An 18,505-nucleotide genomic window follows, 5' to 3' on the forward strand; every position below is an offset into this window, starting at 1 on the left:
TCCGTACCCGAGTCCATGGTAGAGCCACCCCAGACCGACGAAGGCTGGTACGTACTCCACGACTTCCGGACGATCGACTGGCAGCGCTGGCAGGAGACGCCGGAACGGCGTCGAACACGGGCGATAGAGGAGGGGCAGGCGTTCCTCGAGCAGTGTGAAGCCGTCGCCGATGCCGAGGACGGACAGTCGGCGGTGTTCTCGATGATGGGGCACGAAACCGACCTCCTCGTTCTCCATTTCCGGCCCACGCTCGATGACCTCTCGGCACTGGAGCGGCGGTTCGAGACGACCGCACTCGCCGAGTTTACCGAACGGTCGACGTCGTACGTCTCGGTGACCGAAGTGTCGGGGTACGTCTCGGACGACTACTTCAAGGAGGACGCCGAAGAGACCAACGAGGGGTTGCGACGATACATCGAGGGGAAGCTCGAACCCGACATCCCCGAAAACGAGTACCTCTGTTTTTATCCGATGAACAAGCGGCGCGGGGAACAGTACAACTGGTACGCGCTGTCGTTCGACGAGCGCGCGGAGCTGATGGAGGGCCACGGGAAGTTCGGCCGCAAGTACGCCGGCGACGTCTCGCAGGTTGTCGCCTCATCGGTCGGACTCGACGACCACGAATGGGGTGTCACGCTGTTTGCCGACGACCCGGTCCATCTAAAGGACATCGTCTACGAGATGCGGTTCGACGAGGCCTCCTCGCTGTACGGCGAGTTCCCGTACTTCTACGTCGGCAGGCGGTTCCCGCCGAGCGACCTCGGAGCGTTCCTCGAGGGCGCGAAGGTTCCCACCGCCGAACACGGAAACGAAAGCGGCCACGCCCACGGAGGAAGCCACGCCGAGAGGGCCCACGACGAGGGCACTCACGCCGAGAGGGCCCACGACGAGACCGGCGAGGCCGACGACATCCGTGGTCAACTCGAGGAAATGAACATCTACGCCGGAAAGCCCCACGGCGAGGACGTCTACGCGACGGTGCTGTACTCCGAGACGGACGCCCAGGAGCTGTTCGAGGAGGTCGACGGTCTCCGGGCCAACTTCGACCACTACGACACGCACGTCAAAACCGCCGTCTACCGCGGTCGCGATCGCGACCGCAACGCGGTCGTGAGCATCTGGGAAACCAACTCCGCAGCAGAGACTGCAGCCGGGTTCCTGTCTGAACTCCCCGGAATCGTCTCGCGGGCGGGCGAAGAGTCCGGCTTCGGAACAATGGGCATGTTCTACACTATCAAGCCGGAACACCGGGACGACTTCCTCGAGAAGTTCGACACCGTCGGCGGCATGCTCGCCGAGATGGACGGACACCACGACACCGACCTGATGGTCAACGTCGAGGACGAAAACGACACGTTCATCGCCAGCCAGTGGCGCTCCCGAGACGACGCAATGGAGTTCTTCCGCTCGGACGCGTTCCGAGACACCGTCGACTGGGGGCGGGACGTGCTCGCAGACCGACCGCGGCACGTCTTCCTGGCCTGATCTGCAGGGGTTGAGATCTCCGGAATCGCTGTCCGGATTCTACCGCTCGAACGACACCAGCACGTGCCGGAGCGCCGGCAACGCCCGGTGTGCGGCCCGCACCTGTTCAGTGACGGCGTCCGGGTCGAGTCCCTCCCGGCGCAGGAGTCGTTCCAGCACGTCCCCCGCCGGGCCGTCGGCGACTGTGAGATACAGTCGCGACCACTTGCGGAACCGTCCGACGCTGTTGTCGGTGAGATCATTCACCCGCCGAACCCGGAGCCCGCGGTCGGCCATTGCCGAGAGATACGCCTCCTGTTGTCGTGGACGAGGCATGTCCCACGCTTCGCCGAACCGGTCGAGCACGTCGGGGGGGACGTCGCCACCCCCGTCGGCGACGAGGTCAGAGACGACGCCGACGCCGCCGTCGGAAAGCACACGCGAAAACTCGTCGAACGCCCGTTCGATCGCCGGCACGTACACCAGCGAATCGACGGCGACCAGGGCGGAAAACGCCCCGGTCCTGAAAGGGAGCCTCGTCGCGTCGCCGATCAGAAACGACGGGACACCGGTTTCGGCTCCCTTCCCGGGGGTGGCAGACGCGTTTCGGGCCCGCGAGACGTTTTCGGCGACGAGATCGATACCGACGACGTCGAAGGGCGTCTGTTCTGCGAGCCGGGATGTCGGACCCCCTCGGCCGCAGCCGACGTCGAGAAGTGTTCCAGCGCGTGTCGCGGAACGCCCGTCTGGCTCGGAGCGACGGTGGTGACGGGTTACCTCCGCGACGACGAGGTTCGCGAGCCTGTCCTGGGGCGACCCGAGCAGGTGGCTGCCGTATCGTGGAGAGTATCCGAGGTTGAGGAACGCGTCGGTGTCGAGGAAGGCGTCGAACCCTCGCCAGATGTCGGCGCGTTTCCCCCGACCGGAGAACTGGTCGGCGATCCGCCGGGCGAGATCCGGATCCGTCATTCTGGGCCCCTTTTTGAGGATCCGCTCACGTTTCGAATCGGGACACTTCGGAGTAACAGTACTCCGAGTCCGCACAGTATGACAGCTCGCTACAGCACTGGGGCCGCTGGTAATCGATGTCCCGGTGCCGGCGGAGGAAGGTCACGTACCCGTCGTCGACCCGGTCGAGCTTCTCGTGGCACAGCCACTTCTCGCCGAACCGACCCGCTGCCAGGTTCCGGTAGGGACACAGAAAGACCGTCCGGCGAACGTCGTCGATCCGGGGCGTTTCGACGATCCGGACGCCGACCAGTCGGTAGGCGAGCCGGAGCCGCCGGACGATCGCGTCCGGTGACTCGGCCCGGAAGAAAAGCAGGTGGGCGAACGCGTAGCCGAACGCGTGCAGGAGCCGTTCGAGCATATCGGTTATTGCGTCCGGGGCGTCATCACTGTTGTCGTTTGCGCCTCCGAGATATCGCCGTCGAGACTACAGGACAGAAGCCAGCGTCGAGACTACAGGACAGAAGCCAGCGCGTCCATCGTCCGGTCGACTTTCTCGACGCGCGCGTTATGGCCCATGTGCCCCACCCGGATCACGTCCTCGGCGTGGCTCGCCAGCCCAGTCGCGACCGTTATGTCGTAATCTTCCCGGAGCCGACGCTGAATCACCTCGGCGCGGTTCGGTACCGAAAACGCCGTAACGGTCGGCGAACTCCGCTCTGCTGCAGTCCGACCGTCGCCCGCGTCGGGATGCAGTTCGAGGTCGAGTTCGGCCCCGCGCTTGCGGCAGTGCCGTGCGGCCTGCTCGTGACGGCGGTAGACCGACTCGAGCCCCTCCTCGAGCAACAGTTCGAGCGACTTCCGGAGCGCGACGACTTCGGTCGTCAGGTGTGTGTACGGGAACTCCTCGTCGGTGTCCCGCCACGGCAGAAAGTTCGTGTACAGCGATCGGTTGTCCCGCTCTTCCATGCCCTCCCAGGCGGCGTCGCTTATTGCGGCGGTCGTGAGTCCCGGCGGTGCGCTGAAGCACTTCTGTGAGGCCCCCAGACAGACGTCGATTTTCCCGGTCGGGACCGGCGTCCCCCCGAGCGAGGAGACGGCATCGACGACGGTGACAACGCCGTGCTCCGCGAGCAGATCGAGTGCGGGTTCGATCCGGTTGAGTGTCCCGGTCGGCGTCTCGCAGTGAACCATCGTCGCGACCTCGAAGGTATCCTCCTGCAGCCGGCGTTCGAGTTCCTCGATCGGGAGCGGCTCGGTATCCGGCGCGGACACGAGCGTTGCTTCCCCGCCGTAGCTCTCGACGAAATCGGCGAACCCGTCGCCGTACAGCCCGTTCGAGAGACAGAGTACCCGGGTTCCGGGTTCGACCAGCGACGCGATCGACGCCTCCAGCCCGAGGATCCCCTCCCCGCCGGGGACGACGACCTGGTGGTCGGTGTCCCCGGTTCCGTACACCCTCGACAGCTGTTCGGTCAGTTCCCGATAGATCTCTCGGAACCGCGGATCGACGTTCGGGTTTATCAGTTCGCCTCCCATTGCCTCCCTGACCGGTTTCGGGACCTCCGTGGGTCCCGGCGTCATGAGCATACGGGCGGATTCGGCTCCGGTGGCTTAAACGCTGCCGTGGGAACGGGACGGGTGCGAGACGCCGGTGGGGTGAACCGTAGTGTGGATCGACGGCTTCAGGATGGGGGCGAAAGGAACAGTCCGTATGAGCGAGCCACGGGTCGCGGTCGCCGCGCGGGCCGCACGGGCCGGCGCCTCGGTGGCCGACGAGCGGTTCCGGACGGGAATCGACGTCCAGAACAAAGGCGGGAAGACGGACGTTGTCACCGCTGCCGATCGGGACGCACAGGCAGCGGTGTCCGACGCCATCCGGGAGACGTTTCCGGAGGACGCCATCGTCGGCGAGGAGGGCGACGCCGAGAAGACAGTGCCCGAGGAAGGGGCCGCCTGGATCGTCGATCCGATCGACGGGACGAACAACTACGTCCGCGACATCCCGTTTTGGGTCACCGCGGTCGCGGCGGTCGTCGACGGCGAACCGGTCGCCGCCGCCGTCGAGGCCCCAGCCCTGGGTGATTCGTACCTCGCCGACGGCCGGACTGCCGTCTCCTTCGAGGGGCCGATCGACGCGGGACTCGTCTCCGCGACAGCAGACTCCGGCGACCTCGCGGGGCTCCCGGGGGCAACCCGGATGGAAACGAGCGGCCGAACCGACCCGGAGACGTGTGCGGTCGCGCCGACGGTGTGGTGGGGATTCGACCGACGCGACGAGTACACCCGCGCCTGTGAGGGGATCGTCACCCGGTTTGGCGACCTCCGGCGCGTCGGCTGTGCCCAGCTGGAGCTTGCGATGCTCGCGGCCGGCGCGCTCGACGGCGTGATCACGAACGTCCTGTGCAACCCGTGGGATTCCGTCGCCGGCGTCCACCTCGTCCGCACTGCCGACGGCCGAGTGACCGATCTCGACGGGGGCCGGTGGCGACACGACTCCCGCGGGCTGGTCGCCTCGAACGGCGGCGTCCACGACCACGTGCTCGAGGCTTCACAGACGATCGATCCGTAGCCACGTGGAGCGATCCGTAGCCACGTGGAGTGTCATCACGTCGGCGTGCGCGCAATCCCTGCCGGGCCGATGGTTTTTAACCCCCCGGGACCCGTCCGAACTGATATGAACGACCGAGAGTCGTCCGGCGAGCGGTTCGCCGGCGAAAAGGACCCGTCGCTGCCGAGCAGCGACGTGACGACGGGCGCAGAGCGTGCCCCCCACAGATCGATGTTCAGGGCGATGGGGTTCGACGACGAGGACCTCTCCTCGCCGATGGTCGGGGTCGCGAACCCCGCTGCGGACATCACGCCGTGTAACGTCCACCTCGAAGACGTCGCCGACGCCGCGATCGACGGGATCGACGACGCCGGCGGGATGCCCATCGAGTTCGGGACGATCACCATCTCCGACGCCATCTCGATGGGCACAGAGGGGATGAAAGCCTCGCTGATCTCCCGCGAGGTGATCGCCGACTCCGTCGAACTCGTCGCGTTCGGCGAGCGCATGGACGCGCTGGTCACGATCGGTGGCTGCGACAAGAACCTTCCCGGGATGATGATGGCCGCGATCAGATCCGACCTCCCGTCGGTGTTCCTGTACGGCGGCTCGATCATGCCCGGCCAGCACGAGGGACGGGACGTCACTATCGTGCAAGTGTTCGAGGGCGTGGGCGCGTACGCCGAGGGATCGATGGAGGCAGAGGAACTCGACGAACTGGAGCGCAACGCCTGTCCCGGCGCCGGCTCGTGTGGCGGGATGTTCACCGCGAACACGATGGCGTCGATCTCGGAGGCGCTCGGGATGGCCCCCCTCGGGTCGGCGTCGGCGCCCGCAGAGGACCCCGAACGGTACGAGGTCGCCGAGCGCGCCGGCGAACTCGCCCTGGAATGCGTCGAAGAGGACCGCCGGCCCTCCGACATCCTCTCCCGAAAATCCTTCGAGAACGCGATCGCCCTCCAGACTGCGATCGGCGGCTCGACCAACGGCGTGTTGCACCTGCTCGCACTCGCGGCCGAAGCCGACGTCGATCTCTCGATCGAGGAGTTCGACGAGATCTCGAAGCGAACCCCCAAGATCGCCGACCTCCAGCCGGGGGGCGCCCACGTGATGAACGACCTCCACGAAGTCGGCGGCGTGCCGGTCGTGATCCGCCGGCTGCTCGATGCGGGGCTGTTCCACGGGGACGCCGCGACCGTCACCGGTCGGACGATCGCCGAGGAGCTTGAAACGCTGGATCTCCCGGAGGACGACGAGCTCGATTCGGAGTTCCTCTACACCGTCGACGAGCCGAAACAGCCGGAAGGCGCGATCAAGATCCTCACGGGAAACCTCGCGCCCGACGGGGCGGTGCTGAAGGCGACCGGCAACGACACCCTCCGTCACGTCGGCCCCGCACGGATCTTCGAACACGAGGAGAACGCGATGGCGTACGTCCAGGACGGGGACGTCGATCCGGACGACGTGATCGTCATCCGCAACGAGGGGCCGAAAGGCGGGCCGGGGATGCGCGAGATGCTCGGCGTCACCGCCGCGGTCGTCGGCGCCGGCTACGAGGACGACGTAGCGCTGTTGACGGACGGTCGGTTCTCCGGCGGGACCCGGGGGCCGATGATCGGCCACGTCGCGCCCGAGGCAGCCGTCGGCGGCCCGATCGGGCTGCTCGAGGAGGGCGACGAGGTCACCGTCGACGTGCCGAACCGAGAGCTCTCAGTGGCTGTGTCTTCGGAGGAACTCGAACGCCGTCGCGACGCGTGGGAAGAGCCTGACCCACCCTACGAGGGCGGCGTTCTCGCGAAGTTCGCCCGCGACTTCGGCTCGGCGGCCGACGGAGCCGTCACCAATCCGGCGCTAAAGCGGGACTGATTGTTCCTCCGCCGGCAGTGCGATCTCGACCTCGCCGGGATCCTCGCCGGGAGCAAGCGACACTGGTTCGATCGCGCTGAGCCGCATTACCGACGCCTGGGAATCCAGTCCGGACGCCACGACGCGCGGCGCCCCGTCGTCCCGCCCGTCCACGCAGTCGAACCCGACGATCCCGTCGAGCACAGCGAGCACCGGTACACACCGAGTGTAGCCGTCGACGCCCACCAGGGCCACGTGAGTCGTCTCCGGCGACGGGTCGGCCGCGTCCATGGCGTCAGCGACGGACACCCCTTCCCAGATCCCCTCGATGAGCGTTCCCGAGTGACAGCGCGTCGAGAAATCGACCTGTCGCCACTCGAACCGCTCTCTCGCGCTCGCCCGATCGAGAGCGTAGTCGTCGTGCCCACCGATCCGTATCTGATCGGGCTCGGGATGCGTCTCCGCGGGCGAGTACGACTCCCGCGGGTCGCCGTCGATCAGCTCGCCATTCGACGGTGTGTCCTCGCGTTCCGTCCGGGAACCGTCGTCCTCCGGCGCACCGTCGTCGACGAGTTGTGGGTCAGTCTGCACAGATGGCTCCTCCAGTCGGAGGTAGATGTGCTACCTCCATGAGCATCGTTGCACAGTATAAAGCTGCTTTTGTGGTGCCGAAACGCCAGTGTGGTTCCCGGAGGGTCCGTCACCGCGAGTTCATCACTGGACGTCCCTCACCCGTGGTTCGTCACCGGCCGAGTTCGGCGTGGGCAGACGAAAGGTGGCGGGAGGCCAGCGCCGCCAGAAGCGAGAGTTCCCCCGCGAGCGCTCCGACCGCGATCGCCTCCGCCAGGGCGTCCGCGTTCGTCCCCGGCGGGTCGCCGCCGCCCGAGACGCCCAGCAGTGACAGCGCCTCCGACTGGGTGGGAAGCTTCGTTCCGCCGCCGACGGTGCCGACTTCGAGGCTCGCGAGCGACACCGAAACGTACAGGTCGGCCTCGCCAGGCTCCCCACGGGTCCGCGCTGTCGTGATCGCGTTCGCCCCCTCGACCACCTGGGCTTCGTCCTGACCGGTGGCGAGGAACATCGACGCGACCACGTTCGCGACGTGGGCGTTGAACCCCAGGCTGCCGGCCTTCGCGGAGCCGACGAGGTTCTTTCGGGTGTTGATCTCCGCGATCGCCTCCGGCGTCGTGTGGAGCCGGGACTCGACAACGTCCCTGGGAATGATCGCGTCCGCTGTGACCGTGCGCCCGCGACCCTCGATTGCGTTGACCGCGGCGGGTTTTTTGTCGGTACAGAGGTTGCCCGACAGCGCGACCAGCGACGCTTCCGTCTCCGATTCGATCAGGTCGCACGCCTCCCCGGTCGCGATCGTCGCCATGTTCATCCCCATCGCGTCCTTCGTGTCGTAGCGGAACCGGAGGTAGACGTTGTCGCCGACGACGTACGGTGTCACGTCGAGAAGTTCCCCGTGGCTGGTCGTCGATTCGGCTGCGTCTGCGAGCTGTTCGACGTTGTCGCGAACCCACCCTGCGAGCGCCTCCGCCTCGACGACGTCTTCGACTTTAAATACCGGCGCGCGGGTCATCCCCGATTTCGTCACGCGAGCCGAGGCCCCGCCGGCGGCGTCGAGCACCGAACAACCCCGGTTGACCGAGGCCACCAGTGCGCCTTCAGTCGTTGCCAGCGGGAGATACCGCTCGTCGTCGAGGGCGCCACCGCGGATCCGGACGGGACCCGCGACGCCGATCGGTACCTGGACGGCGCCGAGCATGTTCTCGACGTTGGGGCCGGCCGTTTCGGCCGGGAACCCGTAGGCGCCGATGGTCTCCAGGTCGGCGCCGGACTGTTCGGAGACGAGCAACCGTCGGGCAGCAGTCGCCAGATCGGCGTCGGCGTGCTCCTCGAGTTCGTGGAGCCGGAGCTCCCCCTCCCGAACGCTGTCGGCGAGGTCGTCGGCATCGACGTCTGTCATGTCCAGTAAGTGGTTACGCTGAGGGATAAGAACTGTCGGTTCCAGACGCCGGCAACGGAAGCGATTCCGGGGCGTCGCCAGAGACGGGTCGGTTGCGGCAATACTGTGTCCGGCGTCAATAATGATACGCCCCGGATCCGGACCATCATCCGGACAGTCGATGCTCTCCCGTTATCTGCCGTCGGTTGCGAGCCAGCTTCGCCAGCTCGCGAGCGACGGTCGAGGGCCGATCCTCTTTGCGATCGCGGCCGGCTGGGGGCTCACGATCGGCACGCGGACGATCTATCCGGTTCTGTTGCCGGATCTCCGTGCGACGTACGGGCTGGACCTCGCGACTGCGGGGGCGCTCTTGACGGTACTTTTTGTCGCGTACGCGTTCGGACAGCTTCCTGGCGGGCTGTTCGCAGACCGGATCGGCGAGCGGAAAACGCTCGTGGCGAGCATGGTCGTCTCCGGCGGGTCGGTCGTGTTGATCGTCGTCGCCGGCTCCCCGATCGCGCTGTTTCTCGCGACCGCCGCGTTCGGTTTCGGCGTCGGCTTCTACGCGATCGCCCGCTTTACTGCGATCGCGAGGGTGTATCCCGACGGCTACGGCACCGCGATCGGGATCACGAACGTCGCCCCGGAGATCGGACAGGCGGCGTTGCCCCCCATCGCGGGCGTGATCGCGGTGGTGCTCGGCTGGCAGTTCGGGTTCGGAGTAGCGATCCCCGCGTTCGTCGCGGTCGCCATCGCACTGTGGGTGACGGTTCCCACCGAGCCGGACGACGGTAGGAGTGCAGTCGACACGTTCTCGCTTGCGACCGCCCGATACGTCTTCAGAGAACTCAAAAACCCCCCAGTACTGCTCGCCACGCTGGTGTTGATCGTCGGCTTTTCGATCTGGCAGGCGTTCACCGGGTTCTATCCGACGTACTTGATAGAGCGGAAGGGCATCTCTCCGGCAGTCGCGAGCGCGCTGTTCGGGCTGTACTTCGTCTCGACTGCAGTCATCCATCCGATTTCGGGAGCGCTTTACGATCGTCTGAACGTCCGGTACACGGCGGCCCCGATCGTCGCGTCTGTCGCCGCACTTGCGGCGCTGCCGTTCGTCGAGAGCCTGTCACTGCTGGTCGTGATCTCGATCCTGTTGGGGACGCTGCTCGCGTTCGAGACAGCGACCGAGTCGTATCTCGTCGGGGCGCTTCCGGACGACGTCGAGGGGACGGGGTTCGGCATCCTGCGCACGCTGGTGTTCGCGGTCGGGGCTGGAAGCCCAGTCGTGTTCGGCGCCGCTGCAGATCGCGGGTTCTTCGATGAAACCTTCCTCGTGCTCGCAGCGCTCGGGGTCGTACTGATGGCGATCTCGAGTCGACTTCCACTTGTCGAACGGTGAGTTCCAAAACAGCGACGTCCGACTCAGTACAGTAACTCGTCGTCGTTTTCGATCATGTACAGCGACCGCGCCGCGACGTTGACGCAGTGGTCGCCGACGCGTTCGAGGTCACGGATCGTGAGCAGCAGCCGGGAAACCTCGTTCATTAGTGCCTCGAGTTCCGTCTCGTCGTCGAACCGCTCCTGTTGGATGAGTTCGCGAACGACCGCCTCGCTCGCCTTCTCGCACAGCTCGTCGAGGTCGTCGTCCATTGCGGCGACCTCGAAACACGTCTCGGCGTCCTCGTTCGCGTACGCCTCCATCGCCGCATCCAGCATCGTGAGGGTATTTGCGCCGATCTGCTGGGCGTCGACGTCGGGGAAGACGCTCCGGTTGGCTTGCTTTGCGTACTCTCCGAGGTTGGTCGCGAGATCGGCGATCCGTTCGAGGTCGGTGATGATCTTGAACGAGGCGGCGATGAAGCGCAGGTCGCCGGCGACGGGCTGTTGAAGCGCGATCAGGTCGATACAGTCCTTCTCCAGCTCCAGATACAGCTGGTTCACCTCGTGATCCCGAGTGATCACTTCCTCTCCCATTTCGGCGTCCTGCTGTGCGAGCGCGTCCAGTCCCATCTGTAGCCGCTCGGCGACCACCTCGCTCATGAACAGCACGTCCTCCCTGAGCTGAGTTAATTTCTCCTGGTAATCCGTGCGTGGCATGTCGTTGTTCCCTGTGTCGTCGGCTCACTCAAAAGGCTGTCTCCGTTCGTCCGTTCCGTCCGTGGCACCTCCAGGATACGGCCTCCACGGTCGATCACCCGAACTTGCCGGTGATGTAATCCTCCACCCGCTGGTGTTCGGGGTTCGAGAAGATGCGGTCGGTGTCGCCGAACTCCACGAGCCGACCGCCGGTCAGAAACACCGCCGTCTTGTCGGAGATGCGGGCCGCCTGTTGCATGTTGTGCGTGACGACGATCACGGTGTAATCCTCCGCGAGTTCCGTGATGAGATCCTCCACCTTCGAGGTGGCAACCGGATCCAGCGCGGAGGCCGGCTCGTCCATCAACACCACCTCCGGGTCGGGAGCGATCGCCCGGGCAATACAGAGCCGCTGTTGTTGCCCCCCGGAGAGGTCCAGTCCGGAGGACCCGAGCTGATCTTTCACCTCGTCCCACAGCGCCGCCCGGCGGAGCGACTCCTCGACGCGGGCGTCGAGGTCGCCCTCGAACCCCTGGATCTTCAGCCCGTAGGCGACGTTGTCGTAGATCGATTTCGGAAACGGGTTCGGCTTCTGGAACACCATCCCGATCCGACGGCGCAGCGCCACCGGGTCGACGTCGTCGTCGTAGACGTTCTTTCCTTTGAACAACACCTCGCCTTCGATTCTGGCGACGTCAATCAGGTCGTTCATCCGGTTCAAACACCGGAGGAACGTCGATTTGCCGCATCCAGAGGGCCCAATGATCGCCGTCACCTGCTTTTCTGGCAGTCGGACCGAGGTCGGGTGAAGCGCCCGCTCCTCGCCGTAAAAGACCTCCAGGTCTCGGGTCTCGATCGCGGTGGCGCCCTCCGGCGTCGATTCGATGCTGGGATCGATGTCGTCGTCGATCCGCCCCTGGCTCATTGTCGCACGTTCCTGACTCGGGTTCGATTGATCCTGGCTCATCGTAGATTCGTTCTGGCTCATTGTCGTTCGTACCTGTTTCTGATGTAGATCGCCGTCGCGTTCATTCCCAGCAGCACTGCGAGCAACACGACGATTCCGGCGGCAGCGACGTGCTGGAACTCCGCCTGCGGGAGCCGAGCCCAGTCGAAGATCTGCATCGGCATCGCCGCGAACGGCCCGAGAAAGTCCGGCACCGGCAGCCCGAACGGTCCGTCCCGGACCGGGGCGACGAACATCGACGTCGCGGCGCCGACCATCAGGATCGGCGCCGTCTCCCCAATCGCTCGAGACAGCGCCAGGATCGTCCCGGTCATGATCCCGGGGAGCGACGCCGGCAACACGATGTCGCGGATTACCTCCCAGTCGGTCGCGCCCACACCGTAGGCGGCCCGGCGCTGGGAATCGGGCACCGCGCGGATCGCCTCCTGGGCGGAGACGATCACGATCGGAAGGATCAGGAGAGTAAGCGTCAACGCCCCCGCCAAGAGGCTCGATCCGAGCCCCGCCGCCCGGACGAAAAGCGCCAGCCCCAGAAGGCCGTACACGATCGACGGAACGCCCGCAAGATTGGCGATGTTCGCCTCGATGAAGCTCGTGAGCCGGGAGTCGGGCGCGTACTCCTCGAGGTAGATCGCGGCACCGACGCCGAGAAACAGTGTGAACACGGCAGTGAGTACGATCAGCAGGATCGAGCCGACCAACGCCGGATAGATCCCCGCCCCTCGACCGCCCGGCAGGTAGTTCTCGACGAACCGCGAGGGGGGATACGTGAGGAACTCCCAGGTGACCCATCCCCACGACTCGTAGAGCACGTCCGCGACGAGTGCAACGAGCGCGACGATCCCCACGAGCGTCGAGGCGAGGCAGACGGCGACGAAGGCCTGTCCGATCAGTCGTTTTCGGTGGACGTCGTCGGCGATGCCCGCAAAGGGATCTGCCGGTTCGGTGCTCGGTTCTTCACTCATTGGTACTCCTCCCGGAATCGGGACTTGACCCAGAGACTGAGCAGGTTCATCGAAAGCGTCATCGCAAACAGCGTGATGCCGACCGCAAACAGCGACTGGTAGCCGATCGAGCCGACCGACACGTCGCTGATCCCGACCTGAACCATGTAGGCGGTCATCGTCTGGATCGGTTCCAGCGGGTTGAACGTGACGTTCGGATGCATCCCCGCCGCGAGCGTGACTGCCATCGTCTCGCCGATCGCCCGCGAAATCGCCAGGATGTACGCGGCGGTAATGCCCGAGACCGACGCCGGAATCACCACGTCGGTGGATACCTCGTATTTGGTCGCCCCGAGCCCATAGGCCGCCTGGCGGAGCTCGTCGGGTACCGCCGACATCGCGTCCTCGGAAAGCGAGGAGACCATCGGGATCACCATAACTCCGACGACGATCGCGCCGGCGGCCGCGTTGAACGTCCCGGTCTCCGGGAAGAACTGCTGGAGCAGCGGCGTGATGAACGACAGCGCGAAGAAGCCGTACACGATCGTCGGGATCCCCGCGAGCACCTCGAGGGTCGGTTTGACGATCTTGCGGACGCGGCGGTCGGCGTACTCGGCGAGATACACCGCCGTCGCCGTCCCGACCGGGATCGCGACGATCGCGCTCCCGACCACGATGAGCATCGTTCCCCAGATCAGCGGCAACACGCCGTACGACCGGGGGCGGATGATCGGCGACCAGTCGGCAGTCGTGAAGAACTCCACGATCGATACCTCCCTGAAGAAGGCCACTGCGCCCTCGACGAGCACGATGATGATCCCGGCGGTCGTCAACACCGTGACCGCGGCACACGCGAAGAACACGTACCGGATCAGCCGGTTTTTCGTCCCGTCGATCCCCGATCCAGCACGGGTGAGGTCGGCGCTACTCATAGCGAGCGAGCACCTCCTCCAGTCGTTCGCGCGCCTCTCGGACCGACTCGTCGGTCGTCGCGAAGTAGCCGACCTTCCGTGCGGCCCACTGGGTCCAGGCGAGTTCCTCTTCGGGGCCGACGTCGCTGCGGTCCGCCCGCTCGTCGATCGGCGAGAAGTAGAACCGGGCGTACTCCCTGACGTGCTCTTTCTCGAAGGAGTTCACGTTGAAATAGACGTACATCGCCCGCGTCAACGGCTGGTACGTTCCCGACTCGATCGTCTCCCGTGTCGGGGTGACACAGCCGTCGCCGTCGTCGACGTCGACGAGTTTCAGATCCTCCTTGTTCTCCTCGTAGTAGCCCAGCCCGCCCCAGCCGAGGGCGTTTCTGCTCCCGCGAACGCCGCGGACGATCACGTTGGTGTCGGCGCTCGCGGAGTAGTCCGACCGGATCGCGCCGATTTCGCCGTTGATCGCTTTCGTAAACGAGTCGAACGTCCCAGAGGCCGGATCGCGCCCGTACAAGTCCAGTTCACCGTCGTGACCCTCCTCGGCCCACTCCTCGCGGATATCCCCCCACGTTTCGACCTCGGAACCGGGCTCCCAGATCCGGCGCAGTTCCTCGGTGGTGAGACAGTCACACCAGTGGTTGTCCGGATGGACCCAGACTGCGAGTCCGTCGAGCGCCGCCTCGAACTCGACGTAGTCGACGCCGGCCTGCCCACATTGTTCTACTTCGCTGCGTTGTCCCTCGGGGACGTCTTCCGGACCCAGGATCGGCCGGCTGGCGTTCTGGACGTCCGTGGTACCCTCACAGAACAGCTGAAATCCGGCACCGGTTCCCGATCCGCGAACTGGGATCCGGACCCGGTTGTTGCGCCACTGGAACTCCTCGGCCACCGCGGCACCGTGGGGCAACAGCGTATTGCTGCCGTCGACGACGATCTGTCCTTCGAGGTGGCTCGGCTCCCCGCGAACGAGACAGCCCGCGAGTCCGGAAACCGACAGCGCACCCACGGAGGCACCGGCCATCGAAAGGAACTGTCGACGGGAACTATCCGACAACCTGAAATCAGACTCAGTTCCGGTAGTCGACCGTCCATTCCCCCCCACAGGGGGTTTCCGTTCCATCGGTTTCCGGTCCGCGAGGACGACCTAAATACTCTACTATAATAACTATATAGTACTATGTTTGGGACACGTTGTCTCCGTTTTCGGGCAGTCGGTAGCGGACCGTAATCCGGACAAGACTGCCGGTAACGCGGCGAGAAATCGCCACCGTTCGGAAACGATTCGGTTTGTGAACGATATATATTTGAACACATTTATATATACTCGGTCGGGATCTGTCGGTATGGAAACCCGGAAGGTCCAGGTCACCGGGGGATCGACGTACACGGTATCGATTCCCAAGTCCTGGGCGACGGAAAACGACGTGGGCGCCGGAAGCGAAGTGGAGTTCTATCCGGAGGGTGACGCGCTGTTTCTCACGCCGAAAACCGAAGAGCAACGGACGGAAGGGACGCTGGACGTGACAGATCTAACCGGCGAGGAACTGGTTCGGGCGGTCACGGCGATGTACGTGAGTGGCTTCGACGACATTATCCTGGAGAGCAGCCGGATCACGACCGGGCAACGCCGCACGATCAGGGAGGCCGTCCAGAGTCTCGTCGGCCTCGAAGTGTTCGAGGAGACGGCGGACAAAGTAGTTATCCGGGATCTGCTCGATTCCTCCGAGCTATCGATTCACAACGCCGTAACCCGAATGCGGCTGATCGCGCTGTCGATGCTGGAAGACGCCCTCGCCGCACTCGGGGAACTCGACGAGGACCTCTCGCGTGACGTGATCGAACGCGACGACGACCTCGACCGGCTCTGGCTCGTGGTCTCGCGGATCTTCAGGGCGACGCTACGGACCCCGAAGGCCGCAGAAAAGCTCGGACTCCCCCGGGAGGTCTGTTTCGACTACCAATCGAGCGCCAGACAGCTCGAACGCATCGGCGATCACGCCACCAAGATCGCCCACCTCACCCTGGAACTGGAACAACCGGTCCCCGAGGAAATACTCGACGCGCTCGAAGAGCTCCGCCAGGAGGTCACACAGGTAATCGACGACGCGATGGACGCGCTGTTTTCCGAAGATAGGGACGTTGCGACCCGGGTCGCGAACGAGGCGCGAAAAGCCGTCCAGCGGATCGACGAGGACGCTCGACGGATCGACTCGTACCTGCGGAACCTCGATCCCGCGAGGGCACAGTTGCTCGGCCTCATCGTCGATTCGGTCTCCCGGTGTGGGGACTACGGCGGCAACATCGCCGAAACCGCACTTCAGAAGGCGTCACCCTCGCCGTGACCGTTCCGTCAGGGCGCCGCGACGACACGTCGGCTCCCGAACGTACGACAAGCGTTTTGCCTGCCCGCCCCTAACTGAGTCCGATGGCAGACGAGGAGGTCTCGGGCCCGGTGGACGACGCGGAAGCCTCCGGCGAGACACCCCGACCCGAGCCGCTTCGGACGTTCTTTCAGGTAAAATCGACACGACGGGACGGCGACCGGATCCTCTATTACGGCGAGTCGCTGGTCCCCGATCGCGCGCTCATGCGTCGGATCTCCCCGGCTTTCCGTGAGGCCGGCTACGAGGTCGAACTCGCACGAACCAGTGGGACCGACGTCGTGATCGCGCGCCCGCTCGGCGCCGGAAGGGGAGGAATTCCGTGGACCAACCTCGTGTTGTTCGTGACGACAGTGATCTCGACGCTGTTCGTGGGCGCGTACGGCTGGTACTACGTCCCGCTCTCGGAGATTACTGCCAACCCGCTGGTCATCCTCCAGGCGTGGCCGTTCACCGCAGCGGTGCTTGGTGTGCTTTTGGTCCACGAGCTGGGCCACTACGCCGCCGCACGATACTACGGGGTAAACGTCTCGTTGCCGTACGTGATCCCGTTCGTCTTCCCGTTCGGGACGCTGGGAGCAGTGATCCGGATGAAAGGACAGATGCCCTCCCGGAAGGTGCTGTTCGACATCGGTGCCGCGGGGCCGCTTGCGGGGCTGGCTGCGACGATCGTCGTGACAGTGATCGGACTCTCCTTGGACCCGATCACCATCCCCGAACGGATCCTCGAAGCAGACGGCAGCATGATCCGGTTCAACGATCCGCCGCTGTTGACGCTGATCGCGTCGGCACTGGGTGAACCGACGGCCTACGAGGCGGCGAACAAGGCGGCCCACCCGGTCGTCATCGGCGGGTGGGTCGGGATGTTCTTTACCCTGCTCAACCTCCTCCCGGTCGGTCAGCTCGACGGCGGTCACATCATGCGTGCGATGATCGGCGAGCGACAGGAGACGGTCGCATCGCTGGTTCCGGCGGCCCTGTTCGGGATCGCCGCCTACCTCTACTACGTGCTGGAGTACGGGCTCGACGAGTCGGTCGGGTTGTGGGCGTTCTGGGGCGTGTTCGCGCTGTTTATCGCGTTCAACGGCCCCGCCGACCCCGTCGACGAGTCACAGCTGGGGTGGCCGCGAATGATCGTGGGCATCATCACCTTCGCGCTGGGGCTACTGTGTTTCATGCTCGTGCCAGTCCAGGTCGTCTCCGGCTGAGCCCGGAACGACGGGGACGACACCCTTGCTGCGCACAGCAGCTCACAGACTCCGCTTGATGCGTTCGAAGAAGCCCTCCTCGATTTCGATCTCCTCGCCACCCGCCTCGGCGAACGCCTCGAGCGCCTCCCGCTGTTCCTCGTTGAGGCTTTCCGGGGTGACTACCTGCACCCGGACGTAAAGGTCACCGCGTCCGCGACCCCGCAGCCGAGGCATTCCCCGGTCCCGCAGTCGGAACGTTTCGCCGCTTTGGGTGCCGGCCGGAACGTCCATCTCGACGGTGCCGTCGAGCGTTTCGATCTCGATCGTATCCCCGAAGACCGCTTGCGGGAACGAGATCGGCTGCTTGAGATGGAGGTCGTCGCCGTCGCGCTCGAACCGGTCGTCCCCCTCCACCGTCACGTCGATGAGGAGATCGCCCGGCGGACCGCCGTTCTCCCCCGGCGCGCCTTCACCACCCATCCGGAGCGTCTGGCCGCTTTCGACGCCGGCAGGGATCTCGACGGTGAGCGTGGCTTCCTCCCGGACGATACCCTCACCCGAACAGGTGGAACACGTCTCGGAGTACAGTTCGCCGTCCCCCTCACACCGGGGGCAGGTGGTCGTCTGCTGGACGCGGCCGAACGCGGTCTGCTGGACCTGCGTCACCTGGCCCCGACCGTTACACTCCGGACAGCTCTGTACGTCCGCGTCCGGCGGATGTCCGGTGCCGCCACAGTCGTCACATTCTGTCGGCCGGGTGACAGAGAGGCGCTTTTCGGCGCCGTCGAACGCCTCCTCGAGGTCGATCGTGATCTCCGTCCGGAGGTCGCGTCCCTGGCGTGGGCGGTTCGGATCGCGGCTGCCGCCGCCGAACAGGTCCGAAAACAGGTCCTCGAAACCACCTCCGCCGCCGCCGAACGGACCGCCGCCGCCGAACGGGCCCCGCCCCGCACCGCGGCCGGCGCCGCCGTTGTCGGTCGCGCCGTGCTTTTCGGCCCGTTCGAACTGCTCGTGACCCAGCCGATCGTACAGCTGTCGCTTCTCCTCGTCGGTGAGCACCTCCTTTGCCTTCTGGATCCGCTTGAACTTCTCTTCGGCGTCCGGATCGTCGCTGACGTCGGGGTGATACTCCGCCGCCTTCTTCCGATAGGCCCGTTTGATCTCGTCGGCGTCGGCGTCGCGTGACACCCCGAGTACCTCATAGAAGTCCTCGCTCATTCGTTGTCGACCCATAGTAGACTGTGCTACTTGAAAAGAACGGCTCGACC

16 protein-coding genes and 1 pseudogene are annotated in these 18,505 nt (G+C 65.4%); 6 read left to right on the forward strand and 11 right to left on the reverse strand.

The genetic code is table 11. The annotated features are described in order from the left end of the window. The first annotated feature begins 15 nt into the window (after positions 1 to 15). On the forward strand, positions 16 to 1,485 hold the full coding sequence (locus RH858_RS05155; RefSeq protein WP_259535869.1) for a heme-binding protein: 1,470 nt from the start codon (positions 16 to 18) through the stop codon (positions 1,483 to 1,485). A 39-nt stretch (positions 1,486 to 1,524) separates the two neighbouring features. Here RH858_RS05155 and RH858_RS05160 read toward each other — a convergent pair whose 3' ends face one another. The 3 genes and pseudogenes from RH858_RS05160 to RH858_RS05170 form a co-directional block, all read right to left on the reverse strand. Beyond that, positions 1,525 to 2,433, reverse strand: a complete 909-nt coding sequence (locus RH858_RS05160; RefSeq protein ID WP_259535867.1) for a class I SAM-dependent methyltransferase — start codon at positions 2,431 to 2,433, stop codon at positions 1,525 to 1,527. A 25-nt stretch (positions 2,434 to 2,458) separates the two neighbouring features. Then, a pseudogene (locus tag RH858_RS05165) lies at positions 2,459 to 2,845 on the reverse strand (hypothetical protein); the annotation flags it as partial. Between the two features lie 80 nt (positions 2,846 to 2,925). Then, entirely contained in the window at positions 2,926 to 4,002 is a 1,077-nt protein-coding gene (locus tag RH858_RS05170; protein ID WP_259535865.1) for an aminotransferase class V-fold PLP-dependent enzyme, read from the reverse strand. Between the two features lie 124 nt (positions 4,003 to 4,126). On the opposite strand from RH858_RS05170, the gene RH858_RS05175 reads away from it, so the two are divergent. Together RH858_RS05175 and ilvD are read left to right on the forward strand one after the other, a co-directional pair. After that, the gene (locus RH858_RS05175; protein ID WP_259535862.1) at positions 4,127 to 4,984 is read left to right on the forward strand and encodes an inositol monophosphatase; all 858 of its coding nucleotides are present in this window, start codon (positions 4,127 to 4,129) and stop codon (positions 4,982 to 4,984) included. A gap of 105 nt (positions 4,985 to 5,089) precedes the next feature. Further along, positions 5,090 to 6,829, forward strand: coding sequence for a dihydroxy-acid dehydratase (ilvD, locus tag RH858_RS05180; protein WP_259535859.1), 1,740 nt, complete (start codon positions 5,090 to 5,092; stop codon positions 6,827 to 6,829). On the opposite strand, the gene RH858_RS05185 is transcribed toward ilvD, so the two are convergent. Together RH858_RS05185 and hmgA are read right to left on the reverse strand one after the other, a co-directional pair. Beyond that, entirely contained in the window at positions 6,815 to 7,399 is a 585-nt protein-coding gene (locus tag RH858_RS05185; protein ID WP_259535857.1) for a hypothetical protein, read from the reverse strand. The genes ilvD and RH858_RS05185 overlap by 15 nt on opposite strands. 151 nt (positions 7,400 to 7,550) lie before the next feature. Then, the gene (gene hmgA / locus RH858_RS05190) at positions 7,551 to 8,780 is read right to left on the reverse strand and encodes a hydroxymethylglutaryl-CoA reductase (NADPH) (RefSeq protein WP_259535855.1); all 1,230 of its coding nucleotides are present in this window, start codon (positions 8,778 to 8,780) and stop codon (positions 7,551 to 7,553) included. 160 nt (positions 8,781 to 8,940) lie between these two features. On the opposite strand from hmgA, the gene RH858_RS05195 reads away from it, so the two are divergent. Then, positions 8,941 to 10,155 carry an MFS transporter gene (locus RH858_RS05195; RefSeq protein WP_310561287.1) on the forward strand — a complete coding sequence of 405 codons (1,215 nt, stop codon included), beginning with the start codon at positions 8,941 to 8,943 and terminating at the stop codon, positions 10,153 to 10,155. Positions 10,156 to 10,178: 23 nt separating this feature from the next. On the opposite strand, the gene phoU is transcribed toward RH858_RS05195, so the two are convergent. The 5 genes from phoU to RH858_RS05220 form a co-directional block, all read right to left on the reverse strand. After that, entirely contained in the window at positions 10,179 to 10,853 is a 675-nt protein-coding gene (gene phoU / locus RH858_RS05200) for a phosphate signaling complex protein PhoU (protein ID WP_259535852.1), read from the reverse strand. A gap of 94 nt (positions 10,854 to 10,947) precedes the next feature. Further along, positions 10,948 to 11,757, reverse strand: coding sequence for a phosphate ABC transporter ATP-binding protein PstB (pstB, locus tag RH858_RS05205; protein WP_259536393.1), 810 nt, complete (start codon positions 11,755 to 11,757; stop codon positions 10,948 to 10,950). Between the two features lie 59 nt (positions 11,758 to 11,816). Continuing rightward, positions 11,817 to 12,764 carry a phosphate ABC transporter permease PstA gene (pstA, locus tag RH858_RS05210; protein WP_259535850.1) on the reverse strand — a complete coding sequence of 316 codons (948 nt, stop codon included), beginning with the start codon at positions 12,762 to 12,764 and terminating at the stop codon, positions 11,817 to 11,819. Next, positions 12,761 to 13,675 carry a phosphate ABC transporter permease subunit PstC gene (pstC, locus tag RH858_RS05215; RefSeq protein WP_259535848.1) on the reverse strand — a complete coding sequence of 305 codons (915 nt, stop codon included), beginning with the start codon at positions 13,673 to 13,675 and terminating at the stop codon, positions 12,761 to 12,763. Before pstC ends, pstA begins: the two co-directional genes overlap by 4 nt. Next, positions 13,668 to 14,687: a PstS family phosphate ABC transporter substrate-binding protein gene (locus RH858_RS05220; RefSeq protein WP_259535846.1), complete on the reverse strand. Its 1,020-nt coding sequence runs from the start codon at positions 14,685 to 14,687 to the stop codon at positions 13,668 to 13,670. The genes pstC and RH858_RS05220 overlap by 8 nt, the downstream gene beginning before the upstream one ends. 322 nt (positions 14,688 to 15,009) lie before the next feature. On the opposite strand from RH858_RS05220, the gene RH858_RS05225 reads away from it, so the two are divergent. Both RH858_RS05225 and RH858_RS05230 read left to right on the forward strand, forming a co-directional pair. After that, the gene (locus RH858_RS05225; RefSeq protein ID WP_259535844.1) at positions 15,010 to 16,008 is read left to right on the forward strand and encodes a phosphate uptake regulator PhoU; all 999 of its coding nucleotides are present in this window, start codon (positions 15,010 to 15,012) and stop codon (positions 16,006 to 16,008) included. 83 nt (positions 16,009 to 16,091) lie between these two features. Continuing rightward, complete coding sequence (locus RH858_RS05230) at positions 16,092 to 17,255, forward strand: site-2 protease family protein (RefSeq protein ID WP_259535841.1); 1,164 nt, start codon at positions 16,092 to 16,094, stop codon at positions 17,253 to 17,255. Between the two features lie 42 nt (positions 17,256 to 17,297). Here the strand turns inward: RH858_RS05230 and dnaJ are convergent, their stop codons facing one another. Then, positions 17,298 to 18,455: a molecular chaperone DnaJ gene (gene dnaJ, locus RH858_RS05235; RefSeq protein WP_259535839.1), complete on the reverse strand. Its 1,158-nt coding sequence runs from the start codon at positions 18,453 to 18,455 to the stop codon at positions 17,298 to 17,300. Between the last annotated feature and the right edge of the window lie 50 nt (positions 18,456 to 18,505).

The sequence above is a fragment of the Halalkaliarchaeum sp. AArc-GB genome (assembly GCF_031432225.1).
Classification (GTDB): domain Archaea; phylum Halobacteriota; class Halobacteria; order Halobacteriales; family Haloferacaceae; genus Halalkaliarchaeum.

What these genes read in the sequence shown, in the direction of transcription:
- RH858_RS05170 (WP_259535865.1), bottom strand. Translation starts at nt 4,002, where the DNA reads ATGCTCATGACGCCGGGACCCACGGAGGTCCCGAAACCGGTCAGGGAG.
- pstB (WP_259536393.1), bottom strand. Translation starts at nt 11,757, where the DNA reads ATGAGCCAGGGGCGGATCGACGACGACATCGATCCCAGCATCGAATCG.
- pstC (WP_259535848.1), bottom strand. Translation starts at nt 13,675, where the DNA reads ATGAGTAGCGCCGACCTCACCCGTGCTGGATCGGGGATCGACGGGACG.
- RH858_RS05230 (WP_259535841.1), top strand. Translation starts at nt 16,092, where the DNA reads ATGGCAGACGAGGAGGTCTCGGGCCCGGTGGACGACGCGGAAGCCTCC.
- RH858_RS05225 (WP_259535844.1), top strand. Translation starts at nt 15,010, where the DNA reads ATGGAAACCCGGAAGGTCCAGGTCACCGGGGGATCGACGTACACGGTA.
- RH858_RS05175 (WP_259535862.1), top strand. Translation starts at nt 4,127, where the DNA reads ATGAGCGAGCCACGGGTCGCGGTCGCCGCGCGGGCCGCACGGGCCGGC.
- dnaJ (WP_259535839.1), bottom strand. Translation starts at nt 18,455, where the DNA reads ATGAGCGAGGACTTCTATGAGGTACTCGGGGTGTCACGCGACGCCGAC.
- RH858_RS05220 (WP_259535846.1), bottom strand. Translation starts at nt 14,687, where the DNA reads ATGGCCGGTGCCTCCGTGGGTGCGCTGTCGGTTTCCGGACTCGCGGGC.
- pstA (WP_259535850.1), bottom strand. Translation starts at nt 12,764, where the DNA reads ATGAGTGAAGAACCGAGCACCGAACCGGCAGATCCCTTTGCGGGCATC.
- ilvD (WP_259535859.1), top strand. Translation starts at nt 5,090, where the DNA reads ATGAACGACCGAGAGTCGTCCGGCGAGCGGTTCGCCGGCGAAAAGGAC.
- RH858_RS05160 (WP_259535867.1), bottom strand. Translation starts at nt 2,433, where the DNA reads ATGACGGATCCGGATCTCGCCCGGCGGATCGCCGACCAGTTCTCCGGT.
- RH858_RS05195 (WP_310561287.1), top strand. Translation starts at nt 8,941, where the DNA reads ATGCTCTCCCGTTATCTGCCGTCGGTTGCGAGCCAGCTTCGCCAGCTC.
- phoU (WP_259535852.1), bottom strand. Translation starts at nt 10,853, where the DNA reads ATGCCACGCACGGATTACCAGGAGAAATTAACTCAGCTCAGGGAGGAC.
- hmgA (WP_259535855.1), bottom strand. Translation starts at nt 8,780, where the DNA reads ATGACAGACGTCGATGCCGACGACCTCGCCGACAGCGTTCGGGAGGGG.
- RH858_RS05155 (WP_259535869.1), top strand. Translation starts at nt 16, where the DNA reads ATGGTAGAGCCACCCCAGACCGACGAAGGCTGGTACGTACTCCACGAC.